Here is a 21,960-nt window from a genome sequence, read left to right on the forward strand (position 1 = left end):
GCTCGGGGAGGAGACGAGAAGACGTCAGGCGGGCAGCTTCGTGTCGATGACGAAGCTGATCTCGACGACCTGGCCGGGCAGGGTCAGCTCGGTGACGCCCACGACCGTGCTGGCCGGGCGGTGGTCGCCGAAGTACCCGAGGTTGCCCTCGGCGGTCGCCGCGGCGTTCTGCCGCAGGTTCACCACGTACAGGGTCTGCGAGACGACCTGGTTCCGGGTGGTGCCGTAGTGGTCCAGCACCCTGTCCATGTTGGCGTGGGTCTGCTCGAGCTGCTCCGCGAAGTCGCCCGCGTGGAGGAACTCGCCCGCCTCACCGAACGCGAGCTGCCCGGAGACGTGGATCAGCTCGCCGGACCTGATCGCCTGCGCGTAGCCGAAGTCGCTCTCGGCGGGCACGTCGTAGCTGAAGACATCAGGGGTGGCCAAGGTTCTCGCCCTTCCTTGTTCGCTCTCTTGTGGTTACTCGGGAACTGTAGGAGAGTCTGGGTTGACCTGGAAGAACGCACTTTTCGGTGACTGAGGAACCTGATGGTGACCAAGCAACTGCTCAAGGGCCTGCCCGAAGACGCCGACCTGCGGCGCGCGGACTCCCTGGCGCGGGAGATCTTCTCCGACATAGCCAACAAGTGGGCGCTCCTGATCATCGAGGCGCTCGGCGAGCGCACCCTGCGCTTCAGCGAGCTGCGGAACGAGGTCGAGGGCGTCAGCCACAAGATGCTCACCCAGAACCTGCGCATGCTGGAGCGCAATGGCCTGGTCGACCGGAAGGTGCACCCCACCGTGCCGCCCCGGGTCGAGTACACCCTCACCGAGCCGGGCCGGGCCCTGCGCACCGCGGTCGACGTCATGTGCGAGTGGACCCACCAGCACCTCGGACACATCGAGGGCGCACGCGGCCGTTTCGAGGGGTAAAGGGCACGCCATCTCGGAGCAGCCGGCGGCCTTCCGTGCCGGGCGGCAGGCGAACCCTCTACGTGCCTGCCCGGCCCGTCTCCGCGGCGACGACCCGGCGGGCGGCCTCCGCCTCGGCCGCGGGCGGGGACAGTTCGTCGAGGACGTCCAGTTCGTCGTCCTGCGCCAGCTCGCGTTCCCAGGCCGACGTGAGCCGTTCCTGCCGGTCGGGGGAGGCCTGCCGTACCGCTTTCCTGTCCTCCGGGGCCAATGCCTGGAGGAAGCGGTCGAAGGAGTCCTGCGTCATGCTCGCCTCTTCTCCTCGTCTGCGGCCACCGGTCCGGGCGTGCGACGGCCGGGCCGACCGTCGTCGGGGGACCGGCACGGTCACCACCATCCTGACAGCGCGGGGCGCGGCCCGCCTGGGCAGACCGCGCCCCGAGCGGCCGTCAGCGAGCCACCACGTCCGTCACGCCGCCGGGGCAGGTGTCCACCGTCAGTCTCCAGCCCTCCGTCCGGGCCCCGGCGAGGAAGGCGCTCTCGTAGAAGGCGAGCACCTCCGCGCGCGGCGAAGCCGCCGTTCGTACCTGCTGGTAGGGCAGCAGCGCGAGGTGGGACCCGTTCTCCTTGGCCTGCCAGAAGGCCGCGTCGGGCCGCAGCGGCCGTGCGGCCAGGCCCGTCGGCTCCGGCGCGGTGTAGGAGTAGAAGGCCGGCTCGGGGAAGGACGGATCGCCGAACCAGAATCCCGAACTGATCACCTCGCGCGAGTACGCCTCCCTCGTCACCGGGTCGACCTCCGGCGGGTGGGTCACGACCGTGTCGGAGAACCTGGTCACCGCGATGTCGAAGGTGTGCCAGAAGTGGTGCACGGGGCTCGTCTTGCCCGCCCACCGCGCGGCGTACTCCTCCAGTACGAGGTTGACCTGCGACAGGACGACCCAGTACCGGTGGGCCGCCTCGGGGTCGTAGGTGCAGTGCTCCTCGTCCTCACCGAAGGGGCGTTGTGCGTCCGGCAGGTCGAAGGGGTAGGGACGGTTGACGCGCGCGTCCACGCCGAGCTGGGCGAGCGCGTCCGTCAACCGCCCGTAGAAGGCCGCCACCGACAGGCCGTGCAGGGGGAACGAGACCTCGGGTCCCGCGCTGCCGGTGACGACGAGGCGGTGGCCGGTGAAGTCGAAGTCGACGCAGAAGAAGTTCCCCTGGTCGGTCAGGCCCATCGGCCGGGTCGTGATGCCCCGCCCGGTGAGATGGAAGGGGACGTTCCACCAGTGGTTGCGGCGGGGTGACGCGGCGAGTCGCAGCTTGCCGACGACCTGGGCGAACCGGTGCAGTGTCTCCCTGGTCGCGGTCCAGTCGGCGTAGGGCATCGAGGGGAAGAGTTCCACAGCGCCTCCAAAGGCCACCGTCCCGAGGCGCCCGCCGGACAGGCGCCGACGTATGGCGGGGTCATCAGGGGCAAAGTATCAAAAAGGGCATATGTGGCCCATGCTGAGGTGCTCGGTCAGATCCAGGTGTCCAGCCACATCCTGGCCCGCCAGTCCCCGTACGGGATCGTCTGGCCGGTGTAGACCGGGAAGAAGTAGATGAAACTCCAGGCGATCAGAAGGACGAGCACGCCCGCGGCCAGTGCGCCGTTCCTGCGGCGCCCGGCGGATGCGCCCGGTGGGCCCAGCAGGGCGCCCAGGGTCATGGTGAGCGCCAGGCACAGGTACGGCACGAAGACGACCGCGTAGAAGGAGAAGACCGTGCGGTCCTGGTACAGGAACCAGGGCAGGTAACCGGCGGCCACCGCGCACAGCACGGCGCCCGCGCGCCAGTCGCGGCGCAGGGCCCACCGGTGGAGCAGGTACACGAGGGCGCCGCACGCCGACCACCACAGCAGGGGAGTGCCGAGGGCGAGGATCGCCTGTGAGCAGTCGTCGGTCGTGTGGCAGTCGGCCGTTCCCGCCTTCGGGGACTCGTAGGAGAAGAGCACGGGGCGGCCGAGGACCAGCCAGCTCCAGGGGTTCGACTCGTACGTGTGGGGCGTGTGCAGGCCCACGTTGAACTGGTACACGCCGTACTCGTAGTGCCACAGGCTGCGCAGCGGGGCCGGTATCCACGACCAGGGCCCGCCGCGGCCGTCGGCCCAGTGGCGTCCGTAGCCCTTGTCGGAGAGGAACCAGCCCGTCCAGGCCGACAGGTACGTCACGACGGCGACCGGTACGAGGGACAGCACCGACCAGCCCAGGTCCTTGCGGAGGACGGCGCGGTACGGGCGGTAGGCACCGGCCACCCGGCGTGCGCCGACGTCCCACAGCAGGGTGAGGACCACGAAGAACGCGAGGAAGTACAGGCCGTTCCACTTCGTCGAGGCCGCCAGACCCAGGAGGGCACCGGCCGCCAGCCGCCAGGGGCGTACTCCCGTCCCGGCCCGGTCGCCGGTGGGGCCGTCGGGGCGTACCCGGCCGTGCGCGTCGGGCGGGAGGGCCGCCGCGAGCCGGGCCCGCGCGCTGTCGCGGTCGAGGAGCAGGCACCCGAACGCCGCCAGGACGAAGAACATGACGACGAGGTCGAGCAGGGCGTGGCGGCTCATCACGAAGTGCAGGCCGTCCAGCGCCAGCAGCGTTCCGGCCAGGCAGCCCAGCGCGGTCGAACGGAACAGGCGGCGGCCGATCCGGCACAGCATCAGCACCGACAGCGTGCCGAGCAGCGCCGTCATGAAGCGCCAGCCGTAGGGCTCCAGGCCGAACATCCACTCGCCGAGGGCGATCACCCACTTGCCGGTCGGCGGGTGCGCGACGAAGGCCCCGCTGTCGGAGAGCGGGATCACCTGGGGGTCGGCGAGGATCTGCGGGTCGGCGGCCTTGCGGTCCGGCCAGGTGCCCTCGTAGCCGAGTCGCAGCAGGGACCAGGCGTCCTTGGCGTAGTACGTCTCGTCGAAGACGAGCGCCCGCGGACTGCCCAGCCGCCAGAAGCGCAGCACCCCGGCGAGGAGAGCCACCAGCACCGGCCCGCCCCACCCCGACCACCGGGCGAGCCGGGCCCCCGCGGCCGGGGGCAGCCCGAGCGCGCGCCACAACCGCGGCCCCGGCTCGGGGAAAGGGGGGACGAGGCGGTCGCGTACGGGGGTGGGGGGCCGTCGCTCGTGCCCGGAGCGGCGCAGGGTGTCCGTCATGTGCGGGCCGGTACCGGCGCTCGCTCGGCACCGGACGCGGGGCGGGCCGTCGGTGGCGTGGGGACCGACTCGGCGGAGGTCACCGGCCGGGGCCGGGGAGAGGCGGGGCCGCCCTCGGTGAAGACGTTCGGCAGGACCAGTAGCGCGGCTCCGAGTGCCGCGAGGGCCAGCACGGAACCGGTGGCCACACAGGCCGCCCGCACCCGCTGCCGGGCACGCACGGCGGCCCGGAGGTGACGGCGGTGCCGGTCCTCGAACGGTGCGTCCTCCTGGCTGTCACGCATCATGCGGGCCAGCTCCTGCTCGAAACGATCCATGGCGTGCCTCCTCACTCGACCGGTTCGGCCGGTTCGACCGCGTCAGCCAGAAGCCGCCGCAACCGTGCGACGCCGCGGGCCGTCAGGGAACGCGCGGTACCCACCGGGCACCCCAGCGCCTGGGCGACCTGCTGCTCGGGCAGGTCCTGGTAGTAGCGCAGCACCACAGCGGCCCGCTGCCGCGCGGGCAGCAACGCCAGCATGGCCTCCAGACGGCTCCGTTCGTCCACGGCGGCGGTCTCGTCGGCGGCCCCGGGCGGATCGGGCAGCCGCTCCACCGGGTGCTCGCCCCACCATCGGCGGCGTGCCGAGCGGGCGGCGGCACGGGCCAGGACCCGGCGCACATACGCCTCGGGCGCCTGCCCGGCCACCTTCGGCCAGGCGAACCACAGTTTGACCAGAGCCTCCTGCAAGAGGTCCTCCGCCCGGTGCCGGTCTCCACCGGTGAGCAGCCGGGCCAGGTGGAGCAACGCCGACCACCGAGCCGTCACGAAGCGGTCGAACTCCTCCGCCCGCCCTCCCCCCATCAGCGCCGACCCCTCGCCTCTCTGCCGACCACGGACATGTCCCCGACACCTTTACAAAGGCACTGGCACCCGCCGCGCTATGCACCCCAGTTGTGTGGTGTGGGTCACAGGTCTTCGGTCGGCGAGGGACGCCGTCCGGGTCGCGGTGTGCCCCTGGTCGAGCAGGGCCTTCGCCAAGTCGAACCTGATCGTCTCCACGTGCCGGGCCGGGGTGGTGGACAGCTCGTCCCTGAAGAGGCGCGTGAGATGCCGGGGGCTCACATCGAGGTACTTGGCGAGTTCGCTGGGTGAGTGGATCCGGCGCACCACCACCGTCGAGCGTATCCTCGGTGCTCCCTGGCCGAGTTGATCAGGGCGCGATGACACACGACGTCGCGGGGAGCCTAAGGAGGCCGGGATCGGCATGGGTGACGGGCACGCGTCCGGACGGTCCGGGCAGGCGGACCCGCTCGGAGCCGAATGGGAGCGGCACCGGCCCGCGGTCTTCGGTGTGGCCTACCGGCTGCTGGGAAGTGTCGCCGACGCCGAGGACGTGACCCAGGACGTGTGGCTCAGGGCGGCCGGAGCTGATCTGCGGGACGTCGGTGATCTGCGGGCCTGGCTGGTGACGGTCGCCTCGCGGCGGTCGTACGACATCCTCAAGAGCGCCCGTGTCCGCCGGGAGTCCTATGTCGGGCCGTGGCTGCCGGAGCCGCTGCTGACGGGGCCGGACGCCTCGCAGCCGGTACTCGTCGACGAGTCCGTCAGTTCGGCGATGCTCCTGATCATGGAGGAGCTGAGCCCGCCGGAGCGGGTGGCCTTCGTCCTGCACGACGTCTTCGGTCTGGAGTTCGGCCGGATCGCCGAGGTGCTGGACGTCTCCGTGCCCGGGGCGCGGCAGCTCGCCTCCCGGGCGAGGCGGCGGGTCGCCAAGGCGAAGGAGTCCACGCCCTCGGCGTCGAAGGAGGAGCGCGAACGCCTCCTCACCGTCTTCCGTGCCGCCTACGAGGCCGGGGACCTGGCCGGACTGGTCAGACTGCTGCACCCGGACGCCGTCTACGTCACCGACGGCGGCGGCAAGGCCTTCGCCGCCCGCAAGCTCATCCACGGCGGCGAGCGCGTCGCCGGGGTCATGGTGCGCACGGGGCGCCAGTGGCGCCCGGACCGGATCGACTTCGCCGAGGTCGGCGGCGAGCTGGCCCTCGTGTTCCACCGGGAGGGCCGGGTCTACTCCGTGGACACGGTGCAGATCACCGACGGTCTGATCACCGCGTACCGCCGGGTCCTCAATCCCGACAAACTCGTGCGGGTCTGAGCGGACGAACTCGTTCGGGTCCGAGCCGTCACACTCGTTCGGACCTGAGCCGTCACACTCGCGGGGGTCACCTCGTCTCCCTGATGAGAACGCACCACGGGCGACGAGGGAGCAGGAGAGAGCCCTTCACTCGACGCCGCCCCCGCCTGAGTAAGGACCCCGTATGAAAGCCATCACTGTGCGGGACCGCGCCGCCGGTCCCGCCGGGATGTCCCTGACCGATCTGCCCCACCCCCACGCCGCCGAGAACGACGTGGTCGTGCGGGTGCACGCCGCCGGTTTCACCCCCGGCGAGCTGGACTGGCCCGCCACCTGGACCGACCGCGCCGGTCGTGACCGGACGCCGAGCGTGCCCGGTCACGAGCTGTCCGGCGTCGTCGTGGAGCTGGGCTACGGCACCACCGGCCTGACCGCCGGACAGCGGGTGTTCGGCCTGGCCGACTGGACCCGTGACGGCACGCTCGCGGAGTACACCGCGGTGGAGGCCCGCAACCTAGCCCCGCTGCCCGCGGACATCGACCACACCGTGGCCGCCGCGCTGCCGATCTCCGGACTGACCGCCTGGCAGGGCCTGTTCGACCACGGCCGCCTCACCACGGGCCAGACCGTCCTGGTCCACGGCGCCGCGGGCGGCGTCGGCTCCCTCGCGGTACAGCTCGCCCGCGAGGTGGGCGCCCGGGTCATCGGCACCGGCCGGGCCTCCGGCCGGGACAGGGCACTCGCCCTCGGCGTCGACACCTACGTCGACCTGGAGAGCGAGAAGCTGGAGGACGTCGGCGAGGTCGACCTCGTGTTCGACGTCATCGGCGGTGACGTCCTCGACCGCTCTGCCGCCCTGGTCCGCGCCGGGGGCACGCTGGTCAGCGTCGCCATGCCGCCCACGGTCAGGCCCGAGGACGGGCGGGCGGTCTTCTTCGTCGTCGAACCCGACCGCGCCCGGCTCGCCGATCTCGCCGCCAGGGTGAGGGACGGTCGGCTCACCCCGGCCATCGGCGCGGTGCGGCCACTCGACGAGGCACCCGCCGCGTTCGCGCCCGGCGCGCCGCGCACCGGGGGCAGGACGATCATCCGGGTCGCGCAGGACTGAACGCGTCACCCGCACCCCCGTACTTCTCGACGATCGAAGGAATCATGACCGACCCCCAGCGCGTCCACATGGGCAAGCAGCACCCGGCCGCCTACAAGGCCCTCATCGCCCTGTCCGCGGAGGTGGAACAGGCCACCGCCGCGGCGGGCCTCGACCCGCTGCTGGTCGAGCTGCTGAGAATCCGCGCCTCCCAGATCAACGGCTGCGCGTTCTGCCTGCGCATGCACACCCAGGACGCCCTCAAGAAGGGCGAGAACCCCGACCGCATCGCCGTGCTGCCCGCCTGGGCGGAGACCGGCTACTTCTCCGCGACCGACCGCGCCGCCCTCCGCCTGACCGAGGCGATCACCCGCGTACCGGACGGACACGTCAGCGACGAGGACTTCGCCGCGGCCGCGACCGTGCTCACCCCGGACCAGATCTCGGCGGTCGCGTGGCTGGCGACCGTGATGAACGCCTTCAACCGCGTCGCCGTCACCAGCCGGTACCCCGTCGGCGACTGACCCACCCCCTACCGGGGTAGCACCGCCGAGTTGGCTCCCCGGTGTGACGCCCCACGCCTGACGGCCTTCCTACCTTCCTCCCGTCGCCACGGACGAGACGGAGGGAGACGGACGGATGCGCCGCTTCAGGAGGATGCTGACCACCGCCGTACTGACCACACTGCTGGTCGGTGGCACGGCGGCCTGGGGCCCGGTGAGCGGCCAGAGCCCGCCGAGCGGTCCGCTGCCCGGCACCGCCGCCTGGCTGGCGGACGGCTCCCTGGGCAGGCGGCTGCCGGACCCCGCCACGGCCACCCCGTCCGAAGTGGCGGTCTTCTTCGACGGTCTGACCGAGGCTCAGCGGCGGCGGCTCGTCGCGGACCACCCCACCGTGGTGGGCAACCTCGACGGCGCCCCCGTACACCTCCGCTACCAGGCCAACGCCGCCGCGGGCGACCAGGTCCTGGCGTACGACCCACGCGGCCGGGGCCTGATCGCACGCGTCGTGGGCGACCTGGAGCACGCCGCCCATGTCTCCGTGATCGTCCCCGGCTCGGACACCGACCTCTCCAGGTCCGACCGTACGGCGCGGTGGGCCGCCGACCTCCAGGAGGCGGCGGGCGCCGACACCGCCGTCATCGCCTGGGTCGGCTACACCACCCCCTCCGGCATCGGCCCGGACCTGGCCACGGGGCGGCTCGCCGAGGGCGGCGCCGAGCGGCTCCGCCGGCTCACCGACGGCCTGGACGCGGTGGGCCTGCCCGTCCCCGCCCTCTTCTGCCACAGCTACGGCTCGGTGGTCTGCGGCCTCGCCGCCCCCGGCACCGACGCGAGCGACATCGTCGTCATGGGCTCACCCGGCATGCGCGCCGACGACGTCACCGCACTCCGCACCGACGCCCACGTCTGGGCGGCGAAGTCCCCGGACGACTGGATCGGACGCGTCCCCCACGTCGAGTTCCTGGGCCTCGGCCACGGCGCGGACCCCACCTCGCCCGGCTTCGGCGCGACCGTCCTGCCCGCCGACGACGTCCCGGCGCACGACGCCTACTTCGCCCCCGGCACCTCCACCCTTGCCGCGTTCGCGGCCATCGCCGACGGGGAGATGTGATGCGCACCCCCACGACACTCGTGAAGCTCAGCGCCGGGATCGACGAGCGGACCCCCGCCCACCGCGACCGCGCCGTCGACGGCCTGCGCGCGCTGGCGCTGCTGGCCGTCCCGACCGGGCACTGGCTGCTCGGCGGCTTCACCCTCGACACCGGCGGCGGCCTGCACAACGCCAGCCCGCTCGCCACCTTCGGGACCCTCGCCCCGATCAGCTGGGTCCTCCAGACGCTGGGCATCTTCTTCCTGGTCGGCGGCTACTCCTCGTACCTCTCCTACCGGCGCCGCAAGGGCTCGGCACGCGAGTGGATCACCGGCCGGTTCATCCGCCTGGGCCGCCCGGTCCTCGGCGTCACCGCCGTGTGGGCGCTGCTGCTCCCCGTCCTCCACCACGGCCTGGGCGTCCCGGCCGCCACCCTGCGCACCGCGTCGACCCTGGTCGTCCAGCCCTTGTGGTTCGTCGGCGTCTACGCCGTGATCACGGCCCTCACGCCGTACTGCGTCCGTGCCTCGCGGCGCCTCGGCCCCTGGTCGGCGGCTTTGCTGCTGGGCTCGGTCGCGGTGGTCGACTTCCTGCGGTACGGGCCGTACGGGGACGCGATGCCGTCCTGGGTGAGCGTGCTCAACCTGCTGCCGGGCTGGATGTTCGCCTACCAGCTGGGCGTGTGCTGGGCGGACCGGAGGCTGGGCCGCCGGACGGCGTGGCTGCTGGGCGCGGGCGGCGCCGCGCTGTTCGCCACCCTGCTGCTGGCCTTCCACTACCCGGTGTCGATGGTGGGTGTGCCCGGCGCGTCCCGGACCAACTCCCACCCGCCGTCCCTGCTGGTCCTGGCGCTGGCGGCCGTCCAGTGCGGGGCGGCGATCCTGCTGCGCGACCGGCTGGCCCGGCTGCTGCGGCACCCCGTCCTGTGGGCGCCGGTGGTGATCGTCAACCTGTCGGCGATGACGATCCTGTGCTGGCACCAGACCGCGCTGCTCGCCGCCGCGGTGCCCGCCTCGTACGCCGGTGAGGTCCCGGGCCTGACCACCGCGCCGGACACGGCCGGATGGATCCTCGCCCGGCTGGCCTGGCTGCCGCTCCTCGCCGGGCTGCTCGTGGTGATCGCGCGGTTCGCCCGGCCCCTGGAGACCCCAGGGGACCGCACCACCACCACCCGCCGTGCCGTGCTGCGGATAACCCCACCCCCAGCGTGAAGGATCCCCCCTGATCAGCCGGGGGATGGCTCCATGGCCCGCCAACGCCCCTGATCCGTACGTTCATTCCAGCCGGACCGACGGGCCACGCGCCGCATCGAAACCGCGACCACCCACAATCCACGGAGTACACCCATGTCCTTGGCCGGCGAAGCAGTTCTGCCGCACCCCGAGAAGGCCACCGCGACGCACACCCGACCGGAGACGGGCAGCGAGTTCACACCGTTGCTGCGCGACGTCAAGGGACAGGAACTGCTCGACCGGCGCACCGGCTGGTACGCGCGCACCATGGTGACCAACGCGCTCGCCCTGGCCGCCGTCGTCACCGGCATGGCGCTCATCGGCGGCTCCTGGTGGGTGCTCGTCCTCGCGCCCGTTCTCGCCGTGCTGTGCGCCCGTACGGCGTTCATCGGCCATGACGCGGGCCACGGCCAGATCAGCGGGAACCGCGCCACCAGCCGCCGTATCGGACTCGTCCACGGCAACCTGCTGCTCGGCATGAGCTACGCGTGGTGGAACGACAAGCACAACCGCCACCACGCCAACCCCAACCACATCGACAAGGACCCGGACGTCGCCGCCGACGTGCTCGTCTTCACCAGCGGACAGGCCGCCACCCGCACCGGCTTCCGCGGCTGGCTCACCCGCCACCAGGCATGGCTCTTCTTCCCCCTCACCCTCCTCGAAGGCCTCGCCCTGAAGCTCCACGGCTTCCGTGACCTGCGCCGCCAGACCGGCCGCGAGCGCCTGGTGGAGGGCACGCTCCTCCTCGCCCATGCCGCCGGGTACGCCACCCTGCTCCTGACGACCATGCCGCTCCCGCACGCCCTGGTCTTCGCCGCCCTCCACCAGGCCCTGTTCGGGCTGCACCTGGGCCTGGCCTTCGCACCCAACCACAAGGGCATGGACATGCCCGACCCGGACGGCGAGAAGTGGGGACACCTGCGCCGCCAGGTCCTCACCTCCCGCAACATCGAGGGCGGCGCCCTCACCGACTGGTTCCTCGGCGGCCTCAACTACCAGATAGAGCACCACCTGTTCCCCAGCATGCCCCGCCCCAACCTGCGGCTCGCCCAGTCCATGGTGAAGGCCCACTGCCGCGACCTCGGTATCCCCTACGCCGAGACCGGCCTCGTCGACTCCTACCGTCAGGCACTGCGGCACATGCACGAAGTGGGAGAACCACTGCGTGCCGACATCTGATGCCCGCGCTGCTCGCGGGGGCGTCGCGGCGATGGGTACGGCTGCTGCCCTGGGGCGTGGCGTTCGTGCTGTGCGTCGTCCTGCTGCCCACCACCGTCCAGGTGCTCGGCAACGACTACCACCTCAACGGCGGCGTCGCGGGTGCCCTCGCCGTCGGACAGACGGCACCGCTGCTGCTCGCCGTCGTCCGCCCGCTGCGGGCCTGGTGGGTGATCCTCGCCGCCGACGTGGCCGGGGCACTAACCCTGCTCACCACCGACCTGGAGCGGCAGCAGGTGTGGCCGTTCCCGCCCATGGAGATCGTCGGCTACCTCGGTCTCTGCCTCGCCCTCGGCCTGCGCGAGCCGCGCCGGACACTGGCGCTGGTGTGGCTGGCGACGGCGGGCGCGAGCACCGGCCTGGCACTGGCCGCACCCGACGGCACCAGCGACACGAGCGTCCTGCTCACCGTCCTCAGCGGCGTCGCCCTCGTCCTCGGCGGTGCGCTCCGCGAGCGGTACGAGGCACAGCGCAGACTGGCCGAACAGGAGACGATCAGCGAGGCCGAGCGCGGACGGCGGACCCTGCTGGAGGAACGCGCCCGTATCGCACGCGAGCTGCACGACGTGGTCGCGCACCACATGTCCGTCATCACGGTCCAGGCGGACTCCGCGGCGTACCGCCTCGACGGGCTGCCGCCGCAGGTGCGGGAGGAGTTCACGGCCATCGCGGCGACCGCGCGCGAGTCGCTCGGCGAGATGCGACGGCTCCTCGGCGTGCTGCGCAACGAGGAGGCGCACGGCGAACTGGCGCCCCAGCCGGGCCTGAAGCGGATCGGACAGCTGGTGGAGGCGACGGCGCGGGCGGGCGTGCCGGTGGAGTTCGCCGCCCGCGACGCCGACGTCCCCGAGGCGGTGGGCCTGTCCGCGTACCGCGTCGTCCAGGAGGCCCTCGCGAACGTCGTACGGCACGCGCCGGGGGCACCGACCCAGGTGTCGGTGTCCGTGGACGCCGCACGGCTCACCGTCCTCGTCGTGAACGGCCCGCCGCCCGCACCGCACACCGTGCCCCTGGAGAAGAACGGCACGGGCCACGGCCTCGTCGGCATGCGCGAGCGGGTGCGGCTGGTCGGCGGCGAACTGGACACCGGGCCGTTGCCGGACGGCGGCTTCCGGGTGGCCGCCCGAATTCCCCTGACCGGAGAGGACCTGACATGACGACGCGCGTCATCATCGTCGACGACCAGGCCATGGTGCGGGCAGGTTTCGCCGCCCTGCTGGCCGCCCAGAGCGACATCGACGTGGTGGGCGAGGCCCCCGACGGGGCGCGGGGCGTCGAGCTGAGCAGGCGCACGCACCCCGACGTCGTGCTGATGGACGTCCGGATGCCCGAGATGGACGGCCTGGAGGCCGCGCGCCGCCTCCTGCTGCCCCCGCCGGGCGTGACACACCGGCCGCGCGTCCTGATGCTCACCACCTTCGACGTCGACGACTACGTCTACGAGGCGCTGCGGGCGGGCGCGAGCGGCTTCCTGCTGAAGGACGCGCCACCGGCCGACCTCATCGCGGCGGTACGGGTCGTGGCCTCGGGCGACGCCCTGCTCGCACCCTCCGTGACGCGCCGTCTCATCGCGGACTTCGCCCGGCAGCGTCCCCCCGCCCGGGGCAGACCCGCGCTGCGGCGCAAGCTTCTGACGGAACGCGAGACGGAAGTCCTCACCCTGGTCGCCCGCGGCCGGTCCAACGCGGAGATCGCGGAGACGCTGGTACTGGCCGAGCAGACGGTGAAGACCCATGTGAGCCGCGTCCTCACCAAGCTCGACCTGCGCGACCGCGCCCAGGCGGTGGTGTTCGCGTACGAATCGGGCCTGGTCGTCCCGGGGGAGTAGGACGCGGCGGCCCGCACCACCACCCCCTACCGGGGTAGCGCCTCCCCATCGGCTCCCGGGTATGACGCCGCGCCCCCACCCGTTCCCCCACACTCCGACCCATCCACACGAGAAGACCACGAAAGGGCCGAACATGAGGCTACGAGGCGGCAAGCGACAGCAGGCGGACGACGGCCCCGAGACGCCCCGGGCCGCCGCACCCGCTCTCGCCGTCGAACTGCGCGGTGTCCGGCGGCGGTACGGCCGTGGCGCGGGCGCCGTGCACGCCCTCGCGGGCGTCGACCTCGCCCTCCCGCGCGGCACGTTCACCGCGGTCATGGGCCCGTCCGGGTCCGGCAAGTCCACCTTCCTCCAGTGCGCCGCCGGGCTCGACCGGCCGTCCGCGGGATCCGTGCGCCTCGGCGGCACGGAGATCACCGGCATGAGCGAGAACCGGCTCACCGAACTGCGCCGCAGCCGCCTCGGCTTCGTCTTCCAGGCGTTCAACCTGCTGCCGTCGCTGACCGTGGAACAGAACGTCCTGCTGCCCCTGCGCCTCGCCGGACAACGCCCGGACCAGCGCCGCGCGGCGGCCGTACTCGCGCAGGTCGGGCTCGCCGACAAGGCGCGGCGCCGACCCGGCGAACTCTCCGGCGGCCAGCAGCAGCGCGTCGCCATCGCCCGCGCCCTGGTCACCGCACCCGACGTGATCTTCGCGGACGAACCCACCGGCGCCCTCGACACCGGCACCGCCACCGAGGTCCTCGGTCTGCTCCGGCACGCGGTGGACGTACTCGGCGCCACGGTCGTCATGGTCACCCACGACCCGGCCGCGGCCGCCTGGGCCGACCGGGTGCTGTTCCTCGCCGACGGCGCCTTCGTCGGCGGCCTGGAGCGCGGCTCGGCGGCACGGATCGCGGCACGGATGGCGGCACTCACCGACCGCACGGGCGCCATGGCGGGGGCCGCGGCATGAGGAGCCTCGCCCCGAACGGCCTCGCCCGCGCGGCCGTACGCTTCAGGCCCGCGTCGTTCGCGGGCACGTTCGTCGCGCTGCTGATGTCGGCGCTGATCGTCGCGGCCTGCGGTGTCCTCCTGGAGACCGGCGTCCGTGCCTCGGTGCCCGCCGAGCGGTACGCGCGGGCACCCGTCGTCGCGGCGGCGGACCAGTCCGCACGACTCGTCAGCGACACCGTCGACGGTCCCGAGGAGACCGCGTACCCGCTGCCGGACACCGCCCGCGTGGACACCGGGCTCGCGGCGAAGGCCGCCCGGGCACCGGGTGCCGGGACCGCGGTGCCCGACTTCACCTTCCCGGTACGACAGGGCGGCACCGGGGCGCTCACCGGCCACGGCTGGGGCTCGCACGCCTTCACCGGCACCGCGCTGACCGCGGGCGCCGCACCCCGCCCGGGCGAGGTCGTGCTCGACGCCGCCGCCCGTACCGCGCGGGCCGACGTCGGCGGCACCGTCGTACTCGAAACAGCCGCCGGGCGTGCCGAGTTCAGGGTGTCGGGACTTGCCAGGGCAGGGGCCGGGGACCTCGCGGGGACGGGCGCCGCGGTCGGCTCCACGGCCACCGCCTGGTTCGCCGACGCCGAGGCACCCGCACTCGCCGGACACCCCGGCAAGGCCGACGCCATCGCCGTACTGCCCGCGGACGGCACCGACACCCGTACCCTCGCCGCCGCCGTCGCGAAGGCACTCTCCGGCTCCGGCGCTCGGGTGCACACCGGCGACGGCCGCGGCGAGGTCGAGGACCGGGGCCTGGCGTACGCCAAGGAGACGCTCATCGCGCTCGGCGGCTCCTTCGGCGGGATCGCCACCCTGGTCGCCGTCTTCACCGCGGCCGGCACCGTCGCCCTCTCCGTCGGCCAGCGCACCCGCGAGTTCGCGCTGCTGCGCGCCGTCGGTGCCACGCCCCGGCAGATCCGCCGCGCGGTCGCCGCCGAAGCGCTGCTCGTCGCGCCGCTCGCCGGGCTGGTCGGATGTCTGCCCGGCATCGCGCTGGCCGACTGGTGGTTCGGGCAGCTGAAGGACCGCGGGGCCGTCCCGGAGGCGGTCGACCTGCACGTGTCCTGGATACCGCTGCTCGTCGCCGTGGGGACGGGACTGCTCACCGCGCTCGGCGCCGGTTGGACGGCCGGACGCGGGCCCGCCAGGACCAAGCCGGGACAGGCGCTCACCGAGGCCTCGGTGGAGCGGGCGCGGCCGGGCGTCGTCCGGGTCGTCCTCGGTCTCGCGGCCCTCGGCGGCGGAGTGGCCCTGGCCGGCGTCGCCGCCTCCGCCGCCGGTGCCGACGCGGCCAACGCCGCCCTCGGCGTCGTCATGTGCCTCATGCTCGCCGTCGCCCTGCTCGGCCCGCTGGTGGCCCGGCTGTGCGCGGCGGTCTTCGGCCTGCTGCTCCGGGGCGGCGGCGCGTCGGCGTCGCTGGCCGCCGCCAACTCCCGTACCAACGCCCGCCGTCTGGCCTCCGCGATCACGCCGATCGTCCTCGCCATGGCGTTCGCCTCGACGCTCGTCTTCCTGCACACCAGCGAGAGCCATGTCGCCGCGGAACAGCTGCGCGACGGCATCACGGCCGACCATGTCGTCACGAACCCGGCGGGCCTGCCCGGCGACGCCGCCGCCCGGGCCGCCCGCGCTCCCGGCGTCGAAGCGGCGGTGAGCCTGCTCGACACCCAGGTGCTGGTGCCCGTCCGCTCCGCAGGCGAGACATCGCTCCAGGGCGCGGCGGCCCAGGGTGTCTCAGCCTCCGGCGCCCGACTCGCCGAGGTGCAGGACCTGGACGTACGCGAGGGCAGCCTGGACCGCGTGGGCAGGGGCCGTATCGCCATCGACCGGACCCTCGCCGCCGCGGCTCGGGTGGAGGTCGGCGACGAACTGCCGCTCTACCTCCCCGACGGCACCGAGGCCCGCCCGGAGGTCGTCGCGGTCTACGGCCGTGGCCTGGGCCTGGCGGCGGTGACCATGGACCGGGCGTCCCTCGCCGGACACGTCACATCTGCCTTCGACAGCACGCTGCTGGTACGCGGCGGCGACGCCGGACCGCTCGCCGCGCTGGGCAGGGTCACGGATGCCTCGGGCCATGCCGTGGAGCGGGACGTGGACCGTGCACTCGGCGCCTGGGCCAACTACACGATGGCCGCCGTCCTGGGCGGCTTCGCCGCCGTCGCCGCCGCCAACACCCTGGTGATGACGGTCCTGGACCGCCGTCGCGAACTGGCCGCGCTCCGCCTGGTGGGCTCCACCCGCCGGCAGGTGCTCCGCATGCTCCACTGGGAGAGCCTGCTGGTGTCGGTGGCGGGCGTGTTCCTGGGCACCACCATCGCCGTGATCACGCTGACGCCGATGACGCGCGGCCTGACGGGCGAGTCACCGCACGTACCCCCGCTGCTCTACGCGGCGTTCGCCGCCACCGCGGTGACCCTCGGCCTCCTCTCCGTGACCCTGCCGGGCCGCGCGGCACTGCGCGACTCAGCCCTCCGCGTCCAGTAGCCCGCGCCGGTAGGCGGGGACGAGGTGCTGGGGAACGCGGTGGGTCACGCCGTTCACCGTCACCTCCACCAGACGCGGGGCGCTCGCCTTCCACTGGGCCCGGCGGTGACGGGTGTTGCTGCGGGACTTCTTGCGCTTGGGAACGGCCATGACAGGGGTCCTTTCGAACGGAACGGAAACGGGGGGAGAAGAGGGGGAGCGCTTCAGAGTGGCTGCCAGGACGGGGCGGGCGGCGAGGCGGTGAGGACCTGGTCCGGGTGCCCGTGCCCGGCAAGGCGGCCTTCCCGGAGCAGGAGGCAGGCGTCCGCCGTGCGTGCGGCCTGGAGGTCGTGGGTGGCCTGGACGACGGTCACGCCGTCCGCGACGAGCGTCGCCAGCAGGACCCCGATCCGTTCCCTCGCCTCCGGGTCGAGGCCCGTGGTCGGTTCGTCGAGGAGCAGCAGGTCCGACTGCTGTGCCAACCCCTGGGCGAGGAGGACCCGTTGACGCTGCCCGCCCGACAGTTCACCCAGTTGGCGTGAGGCGAGGCCGCCGATGCCGAGCCGGTCGAGCGCGGCGGCCACGATCGCGTGGTCCCGGCGGGTCAGCCGGCGCCACGGGCCGCGCTCGCCGAAGCGCCCCATCTCCACGGTCTGCCGGACGGTGAGCGGCAGGCTGTCGCCGACGGCTCCGCGCTGCGGTACGAACGCGGGCGGCCGTTCTCCGTCGAGGCGCAGTGTGCCGGATGTCGGGCGGATCACACCGGCGAGCACACCGAGCAGGGTCGACTTGCCGCTGCCGTTCGGGCCGACGAGCGCCGTGGTCGTGAACTTCGTTATCTCCGCGCTGAGTTGACGCAGCACGGGCCGCCCTGGATATCCGGCGCACAACGCGGTGAAGCGGATGTGCGCCGTCCGTTCCCGGACAGCGGTGGGGGAGGGGCCTGGTTTGTTGAACATGGTTTTCATTGTAGTGTCCTCGCCATGGATTGGTTGACGGCACCCTTCGAGGTGACCTTCGTGCAACGAGCCCTGTGGGGCGGGATGCTCGTGTCCGCGATCTGCGCGCTGGCGGGCACCTGGGTGGTGCTCAGGGGGATGGCCTTCCTGGGCGACGCCATGTCCCACGGGCTGCTGCCGGGAGTCGCGCTGGCGGCCCTGCTCGGCGGGAACCTGCTCGTGGGTGCCGTGGTCAGCGCCGCCGTCATGACGGCGGGTGTCACCGCGCTCGGCCGTACGCCCAGGCTGTCCCAGGACACCGGCATCGGGCTGCTCTTCGTCGGCCTGCTCTCGCTCGGCGTGATCATCGTGTCGCGCTCGCAGTCCTTCGCCGTGGACCTGACCGGCTTCCTCTTCGGCGATGTGCTCGCCGTCCGGCAGCAGGACCTCTACGCCCTCGGGGCCGCGTTGTGCGCGGCGCTGGCGGTGTCGGTCCTCGGCCACCGGGCCTTCCTGGCCCTGACCTTCGACCCGCGCAAGGCCCAGACCCTCGGGCTGCGCCCGCGCCTCGCCCACGCCGTGCAGCTCGGCCTGCTCGGACTGGCCATCGTGGCCTCGTTCCACATCGTGGGAACGCTGCTCGTCCTCGGACTGCTCATCGCGCCCCCCGCTGCGGCCCTGCCGTGGGCGCGCGGTGTCCGCGGGGTCATGGCGCTGGCCGCGTTGCTCGGCGTCACCGCCACGTTCGGCGGCCTGCTGCTCTCCTGGCACCTGGGCACCGCCGCCGGAGCGACCGTCTCGGCACTCGCGGTGAGCCTCTTCTTCGTCTCCCACGCGCTGTCCGCGCTATGGCACCGCTGTGCGCGACCCGCCCCCGTTCCCGCCACCGAAGTCCCCTGAAAGAAGCCTGAAGCGATCGTCATGACCGTCCGCAGAAACGTCACTCCTTGGATATCGGTCGCACTGGTGTCCACCGCACTGCTCACCGCCGGTTGCGCGGGAGGGAAGGGCGACGACCCCCGGCCGCCAGCCGCGAGTTCCTCCTCCGCCGCCCCGCACGGCTATGTCGAGGGCGCGCGGGAGGCCGCCGAACAGCAGTCCCGGCTGCTCCTCAACGACCCCGGCAGCGGGGACAGCCAGGTCCTCGACCTCATCACCGGCGACGTGCACAGCACCGCCCGGGTGGCGGGTGCCGTCCGGCTGGGCACGGACGGACGGTTCGGCTACCTCCACACCGCCGACGGCACACACGTCCTCGACAGCGGCACCTGGATGGTGGACCACGGCGACCACGTCCACTACTACAGCGCGGCGGTACGTGACCTGGGCGGGCTGCCCGCGGCCCGCGAGGCACAGGTGCGCAGCGACCCCGCCGTCACCGCCGTCACCGACGAGCGAGGACGCACCGTCCTCTACGACCGCGCCGGGCTGGAGGAGGGGCGGATCACGTCGTTGCGGACACTGCCCGGGACCCACACCGGCGCCGTGGTGCCGTACGAAGAGCACCTGATCGCCCTCCAGCCGGACGAGGACGGCACCGCGCGGCCCGTCGTCCTCGACCGGGAGGGCGAGCCGGTCGCCGCCCCGGCCGCGGGGTGCGAGGAGCCGCGCGGTGACGCCCTCACCCGGCGCGGCGTGGTGCTGGGCTGCGCCGACGGCGCCCTGCTCGTCCGTGAGGAGGACGGCGCCTTCACCGTCGAGGAGATCCCCTACGACGAGGACGTGGCGGCGTGGGAACGGGCCACCTCCTTCCGCCAGCGACCCGGCAGCGACACCCTCACCGCACCGGCCGGCGACGACGCCGTATGGGTCCTGGACGTCACCGAACGGAGCTGGACCCGGGTGGAGACCGGCCCCGTCATCGCCGCCAGCACCGCCGGCGAGGGCTCCCCGCTGCTCGTCCTGGAGACCGACGGCGCGCTGCACGGCTACGACATCGCCACCGGCCGACAGACCGCACGGACCGAGCCGCTCCTGACGGCGAAAGCCCGTACCGGCAGGGCTCCCGTCATCGAGGTCGACCGCAGCCGCGCGTACGTCAACGCCCCCGAGCGCAAGAAGGTGTTCGAGATCGACTACAACGACGACCTGCGCATCGCGCGCACGTTCGACCTGGACATGAAGCCGGTGCTCATGGCGGAGACCGGCCGATGAGCCGGAGCGCGGCGAAGCGGCGGGTACGGGTGGGAGCGGCCCGGCTGCGTGCTCTGGCCCTGGGCCTGCTCGCCCTCGTCACCCTCGCCGCCGCCACCGCCTGCGCCACCGGCACGGACCAGCCCCGCATCGTCGTCACGACCAACATCCTCGGCGACATCACCAGGCAGATCGTCGCAGACGAGGCCGACGTCACCGTCCTGATGAAGCCCAACGCCGACCCGCACTCCTTCGGCCTGTCGGCGGTGCAGGCCGCCGAGCTGGAACGCGCGGACCTCGTCATCCACAACGGCCTGGGGCTGGAGGAGAACGTCCTGCGGCACGTGGACGCCGCCCGCGACTCCGGCGTCGCCACCTTCGCGGTCGGCGACGCGGTCGACCCGCTCACCTTCCGCACCGGCGACGGCGGCGGCCCCGAGGACGCGGAAGGCCAACCCGATCCGCACTTCTGGACCGATCCCGACCGGGTCCGCAAGGCCACCGCTCTGATAGCCGACCAGGTGATCGCGCACGTCGACGGCGTCGACGACAGCGCGATACGCGCCCAGGCCGAACGCTACGAGGAACGACTCACCGACCTCACCGCCTGGATGGAGAAGTCCTTCGAACGCGTCCCCGAGGACCGGCGCGCCCTGGTGACCAACCACCACGTCTTCGGCTACCTGGCCCACCGCTTCGGCCTCCGGGTGATCGGCGCGGTCATCCCCAGCGGCACCACCCTCGCCTCACCCAGCTCCTCCGACCTGCGCTCGCTCACCGAGGCGATGGAGGAGGCCGGGGTGCGGACCGTCTTCGCCGACTCCTCCCAGCCCACCCGGCTCGCCGAGGTCCTGCGCACCGAACTGGGCGGCGGGGTCCGGGTCGTGAAGCTCCACTCGGAGTCCCTGACCGCCGAGGGCGGGGGCGCCGACACCTATCTGCGGATGATGCGCGCCAACACCACCGCCATGACCGACGGCCTGACCGCCGGCTGACCCTCTCAGCCGCCACCGGGCCCGAGCCCTGTGCACCCCCCGCCGCGACAGCGCGGCACAGAAAGGAACACACCGATGAACAAGTCGACACCCGGCAACGCCCTCAAGGGGGCGGCACTCGCCCTGGCGGTGTCCACCGTGCTGACCGCCTGCGGAGGCACGGACTCCTCCTCCTCTGACGCCAAGGCCGAGGCCACCCCGAGCGCCACGCCCGCCACCGAGGTCAGGAACCCGCTGGTCGCCACCTTCGACGGCGGCCTGTACATCCTGGACGGCGAGAGCCTGAAGCTGACCCGGACCATCGAGCTGCCCGGCTTCAACCGGGTCAACCCGGCCGGTGACGAGGACCACGTCATCGTCTCCACCGACACCGGCTTCCGCGTCCTGGACGCCACCGCACAGGACTTCACCTCCATCGAGTACGAGGGGGCCAAGCCCGGCCACGTCGTCCGGCACGCGGGCCGGACCGTGCTGTTCACCGACGGCACCGGAGAGGTCAACGTCTTCGACCCCGCCGACCTGAGCAAGGGCAAGAAGCCGCAGGGCCGCACGTACACCTCCGCCGAGGCACACCACGGAGTCGCCATCGAACTGGCGGGCGGAGAACTGCTGAGCACCCTGGGCACCGAGGAGAAGCGGACCGGCGCGCTGGTGCTGGACGAGAACGACAAGGAGATCACCCGCAACGAGAACTGCCCCGGAGTGCACGGCGAGGCGGCCGCCCGGGACGAGGCCGTCGCCGTCGGCTGCGAGGACGGCATCCTGATCTACCAGGACGGCGAGTTCACCAAGATCGACGCCCCCGACGACTACGGCCGCATCGGCAACCAGTCCGGCAGCGACGCCTCACCGATCCTGCTCGGCGACTACAAGACCGACCCGGAGGCCGAGCTGGAGCGGCCCACCCGTGTCTCCCTCATCGACACCGAGAAGAAGAAGCTGCGCCTCGTCGACCTCGGCGTCAGCTACTCCTTCCGCTCCCTCGCCCGCGGACCGGAGGGCGAGGCCCTCGTCCTCGGGACGGACGGCGCCATCCACGTCATCGACGAGAACAGCGGCAAGGTCGAGAGGAAGATCCCGGCCGTGGGCAGCTGGCAGGAGCCGCTGGACTGGCAGCAGCCCCGGCCCACCCTGTTCGTCCGCGACGCCACCGCCTACGTCTCCGACCCCGGCGACAAGGCCCTGCACGCCATCGACCTGGAGACCGGGAAGAAGATCACCTCCGTCACCCTGCCGGAGAGCACCAACGAGCTGTCGGGCGTCGTCGCCGGACACTGACCCCGCGCCCGCGAGGGCGGTGCTGCCGGCGTCG

At 72.9% G+C, this 21,960-nt stretch carries 24 protein-coding genes; 15 read left to right on the forward strand and 9 right to left on the reverse strand.

Translation table 11 applies throughout. The features are described from left to right. Window positions 1-24 precede the first annotated feature (24 nt). The gene (locus tag KBY47_RS07170) at window positions 25-426 is read right to left on the reverse strand and encodes a RidA family protein (protein ID WP_210920099.1); all 402 of its coding nucleotides are present in this window, start codon (window positions 424-426) and stop codon (window positions 25-27) included. A gap of 102 nt (window positions 427-528) precedes the next feature. Between KBY47_RS07170 and KBY47_RS07175 the strand changes: the two genes are divergently transcribed. Continuing rightward, on the forward strand, window positions 529-912 hold the full coding sequence (locus KBY47_RS07175; protein WP_210920100.1) for a helix-turn-helix domain-containing protein: 384 nt from the start codon (window positions 529-531) through the stop codon (window positions 910-912). A gap of 58 nt (window positions 913-970) precedes the next feature. Here the strand turns inward: KBY47_RS07175 and KBY47_RS07180 are convergent, their stop codons facing one another. From KBY47_RS07180 to KBY47_RS37335, 6 genes are all read right to left on the reverse strand, one after another. Beyond that, a complete protein-coding gene (locus KBY47_RS07180) occupies window positions 971-1,198 on the reverse strand; it encodes a hypothetical protein (RefSeq protein WP_210920101.1) in 228 nt (75 codons plus the stop codon). A 142-nt stretch (window positions 1,199-1,340) separates the two neighbouring features. Beyond that, the gene (locus KBY47_RS07185; RefSeq protein ID WP_210920102.1) at window positions 1,341-2,276 is read right to left on the reverse strand and encodes a DUF5996 family protein; all 936 of its coding nucleotides are present in this window, start codon (window positions 2,274-2,276) and stop codon (window positions 1,341-1,343) included. Window positions 2,277-2,392: 116 nt separating this feature from the next. Then, window positions 2,393-4,048, reverse strand: coding sequence for a dolichyl-phosphate-mannose--protein mannosyltransferase (locus KBY47_RS07190; RefSeq protein WP_210920103.1), 1,656 nt, complete (start codon window positions 4,046-4,048; stop codon window positions 2,393-2,395). Continuing rightward, window positions 4,045-4,365, reverse strand: coding sequence for a hypothetical protein (locus KBY47_RS07195; protein ID WP_210920104.1), 321 nt, complete (start codon window positions 4,363-4,365; stop codon window positions 4,045-4,047). The genes KBY47_RS07190 and KBY47_RS07195 overlap by 4 nt, the downstream gene beginning before the upstream one ends. Window positions 4,366-4,376: 11 nt before the next feature. Beyond that, on the reverse strand, window positions 4,377-4,892 hold the full coding sequence (locus KBY47_RS07200; RefSeq protein ID WP_210920105.1) for a SigE family RNA polymerase sigma factor: 516 nt from the start codon (window positions 4,890-4,892) through the stop codon (window positions 4,377-4,379). A gap of 51 nt (window positions 4,893-4,943) precedes the next feature. Beyond that, the gene (locus tag KBY47_RS37335) at window positions 4,944-5,201 is read right to left on the reverse strand and encodes a helix-turn-helix domain-containing protein (RefSeq protein WP_374103058.1); all 258 of its coding nucleotides are present in this window, start codon (window positions 5,199-5,201) and stop codon (window positions 4,944-4,946) included. 94 nt (window positions 5,202-5,295) lie between these two features. Between KBY47_RS37335 and sigJ the strand changes: the two genes are divergently transcribed. The 10 genes from sigJ to KBY47_RS07255 all read left to right on the forward strand — a co-directional run bounded on the left by sigJ (window position 5,296) and on the right by KBY47_RS07255 (window position 16,603). Next, a complete protein-coding gene (gene sigJ, locus KBY47_RS07210; protein WP_210920107.1) occupies window positions 5,296-6,186 on the forward strand; it encodes an RNA polymerase sigma factor SigJ in 891 nt (296 codons plus the stop codon). Window positions 6,187-6,349: 163 nt separating this feature from the next. Continuing rightward, window positions 6,350-7,273: an NADP-dependent oxidoreductase gene (locus KBY47_RS07215; RefSeq protein ID WP_210920108.1), complete on the forward strand. Its 924-nt coding sequence runs from the start codon at window positions 6,350-6,352 to the stop codon at window positions 7,271-7,273. 44 nt (window positions 7,274-7,317) lie between these two features. Beyond that, window positions 7,318-7,776: a carboxymuconolactone decarboxylase family protein gene (locus KBY47_RS07220; RefSeq protein ID WP_210920109.1), complete on the forward strand. Its 459-nt coding sequence runs from the start codon at window positions 7,318-7,320 to the stop codon at window positions 7,774-7,776. 115 nt (window positions 7,777-7,891) lie between these two features. Next, on the forward strand, window positions 7,892-8,866 hold the full coding sequence (locus KBY47_RS07225; RefSeq protein WP_210920110.1) for an alpha/beta hydrolase: 975 nt from the start codon (window positions 7,892-7,894) through the stop codon (window positions 8,864-8,866). Then, window positions 8,866-10,056: an acyltransferase gene (locus KBY47_RS07230; protein ID WP_210920111.1), complete on the forward strand. Its 1,191-nt coding sequence runs from the start codon at window positions 8,866-8,868 to the stop codon at window positions 10,054-10,056. The genes KBY47_RS07225 and KBY47_RS07230 overlap by 1 nt, the downstream gene beginning before the upstream one ends. 135 nt (window positions 10,057-10,191) lie before the next feature. Continuing rightward, window positions 10,192-11,259: an acyl-CoA desaturase gene (locus KBY47_RS07235; RefSeq protein WP_210920112.1), complete on the forward strand. Its 1,068-nt coding sequence runs from the start codon at window positions 10,192-10,194 to the stop codon at window positions 11,257-11,259. Next, window positions 11,259-12,455 (forward strand): sensor histidine kinase, encoded by a 1,197-nt coding sequence (locus KBY47_RS07240; RefSeq protein WP_210920113.1) that lies wholly within the window; start codon window positions 11,259-11,261, stop codon window positions 12,453-12,455. The genes KBY47_RS07235 and KBY47_RS07240 overlap by 1 nt, the downstream gene beginning before the upstream one ends. Next, window positions 12,452-13,126, forward strand: coding sequence for a response regulator transcription factor (locus tag KBY47_RS07245; protein WP_210920114.1), 675 nt, complete (start codon window positions 12,452-12,454; stop codon window positions 13,124-13,126). Before KBY47_RS07240 ends, KBY47_RS07245 begins: the two co-directional genes overlap by 4 nt. A gap of 133 nt (window positions 13,127-13,259) precedes the next feature. Next, the gene (locus tag KBY47_RS07250; RefSeq protein WP_210920115.1) at window positions 13,260-14,081 is read left to right on the forward strand and encodes an ABC transporter ATP-binding protein; all 822 of its coding nucleotides are present in this window, start codon (window positions 13,260-13,262) and stop codon (window positions 14,079-14,081) included. Beyond that, window positions 14,078-16,603: an FtsX-like permease family protein gene (locus KBY47_RS07255; RefSeq protein ID WP_210920116.1), complete on the forward strand. Its 2,526-nt coding sequence runs from the start codon at window positions 14,078-14,080 to the stop codon at window positions 16,601-16,603. The genes KBY47_RS07250 and KBY47_RS07255 overlap by 4 nt, the downstream gene beginning before the upstream one ends. On the opposite strand, the gene rpmF is transcribed toward KBY47_RS07255, so the two are convergent. Next, complete coding sequence (rpmF, locus tag KBY47_RS07260) at window positions 16,583-16,753, reverse strand: 50S ribosomal protein L32 (protein WP_210920117.1); 171 nt, start codon at window positions 16,751-16,753, stop codon at window positions 16,583-16,585. The two genes, KBY47_RS07255 and rpmF, sit on opposite strands and share 21 nt — an antisense overlap. Before the next feature lie 53 nt (window positions 16,754-16,806). After that, window positions 16,807-17,550 carry a zinc ABC transporter ATP-binding protein AztA gene (gene aztA / locus KBY47_RS07265; RefSeq protein WP_210920118.1) on the reverse strand — a complete coding sequence of 248 codons (744 nt, stop codon included), beginning with the start codon at window positions 17,548-17,550 and terminating at the stop codon, window positions 16,807-16,809. A 15-nt stretch (window positions 17,551-17,565) separates the two neighbouring features. Here aztA and aztB point away from each other — a divergent pair, with 15 nt between their 5' ends. From aztB to aztD, 4 genes are all read left to right on the forward strand, one after another. Further along, window positions 17,566-18,420 carry a zinc ABC transporter permease AztB gene (gene aztB, locus KBY47_RS07270; protein WP_210920119.1) on the forward strand — a complete coding sequence of 285 codons (855 nt, stop codon included), beginning with the start codon at window positions 17,566-17,568 and terminating at the stop codon, window positions 18,418-18,420. A gap of 21 nt (window positions 18,421-18,441) precedes the next feature. Beyond that, window positions 18,442-19,674, forward strand: coding sequence for a hypothetical protein (locus tag KBY47_RS07275; RefSeq protein WP_210920120.1), 1,233 nt, complete (start codon window positions 18,442-18,444; stop codon window positions 19,672-19,674). Then, the gene (aztC, locus tag KBY47_RS07280; RefSeq protein ID WP_210920121.1) at window positions 19,671-20,648 is read left to right on the forward strand and encodes a zinc ABC transporter substrate-binding protein AztC; all 978 of its coding nucleotides are present in this window, start codon (window positions 19,671-19,673) and stop codon (window positions 20,646-20,648) included. Before KBY47_RS07275 ends, aztC begins: the two co-directional genes overlap by 4 nt. Before the next feature lie 75 nt (window positions 20,649-20,723). Then, window positions 20,724-21,926, forward strand: coding sequence for a zinc metallochaperone AztD (aztD, locus tag KBY47_RS07285; protein WP_210920122.1), 1,203 nt, complete (start codon window positions 20,724-20,726; stop codon window positions 21,924-21,926). Window positions 21,927-21,960: the final 34 nt, after the last annotated feature.

Source organism: Streptomyces sp. B93 (genome assembly GCF_018070565.1).
GTDB lineage: Bacteria > Actinomycetota > Actinomycetes > Streptomycetales > Streptomycetaceae > Streptomyces.